Genomic DNA, 1,005 nt, shown 5'->3' with positions numbered 1-1,005 from the left:
AACGGCACGGTACTTCTGCCTGCCCGTGAGCCTTCGGGCTTGCTTGAGCCGAGATGCCTGGAAAGCGGGCTTGTCCGGTTCTGAGGGGGCGGGGGCGCAGAAATGCACTCCCGCTACCCGACCCCGACCCGGTCGCGACTCACTCGTGCGAAACATGGGAACCCCGACAGGGTCCGCCACGAAGATGGCGGTGGGCCGACCGTGAGGAGAGCTGAATTCCCTGGCGGGAACAGGATGCCCAAGAAGCGAATGCCGGTGGCCGAAAGGTGGCAGGAAACCGGAACATCTCAGCCAGCTCCTCCGCTGGTGGTTTCGGATAACTGGCCGGATACCGGGCTTGATGCGCGGGCCTCGAAAGGGGCGCTGACGTGGGCAGGTGAGCCTTTGACGACGACGCAACGTAAATGCCGGAACAGAAGGGCAAGTTGGACACCGCATGGTGAACGGACCGGAAGGCATTCTCCTCCGGATGGACGCTGATGGGTGGGACTCCACCGATTGGCGGACGCTGGAGGATGAAGTACGGCGGCTGCGGAGCAGGATCTTCAAGGCGGTTCAGGAAGGTAACTGGCCCAAGGCCAGAAGCCTGCAAAAGTTGATGCTGCGGAGCCGGGCTAACACGCTGGTCAGCGTGCGGCAGGTGACGCAGCGCAACGCTGGTCGCAAGAGCGCGGGCATCGACGGGGAGGTCGCGCTGACCTCTCAGGCCAGAGCGGAGATGGGCGTGCGTGTGCATGCCACGATCCGCACCTGGGTACCGCGTGCGGTCAAGCGGGTGCACATCCCCAAGGCCGGTGACAGCAAGAAGCTGCGGCCACTCGGAATCCCCGTGATCATGGATCGCTGCCATCAGGCACGAGTCCGTAACGCGCTGGAGCCTGAGCCTGGATCCACGGCTGGGAATCTGACAGAAGAACAGTGAAATAGGGCGAGGTGCCCTTTGACCTGGGATGATGGGAGTTCTCTACGCTTCCAGCAGCCCAGTCGGAAGGACACCTCGTAAGT

At 63.2% G+C, this 1,005-nt stretch carries 1 protein-coding gene; it reads left to right on the top strand.

The features are described from left to right. Window positions 1–436: 436 nt before the first annotated feature. A complete protein-coding gene (locus EJK15_RS69565) occupies window positions 437–922 on the top strand; it encodes a reverse transcriptase N-terminal domain-containing protein (RefSeq protein WP_138720967.1) in 486 nt (161 codons plus the stop codon). The last annotated feature ends 83 nt before the right edge of the window (window positions 923–1,005 follow it).

The sequence above is a fragment of the Nonomuraea basaltis genome, from assembly GCF_005893125.1.
GTDB lineage: Bacteria > Actinomycetota > Actinomycetes > Streptosporangiales > Streptosporangiaceae > Nonomuraea > Nonomuraea basaltis.
Note: the sequence above shows the minus strand (reverse complement) of the source record. Positions and strands in the feature narration are given on the sequence as shown.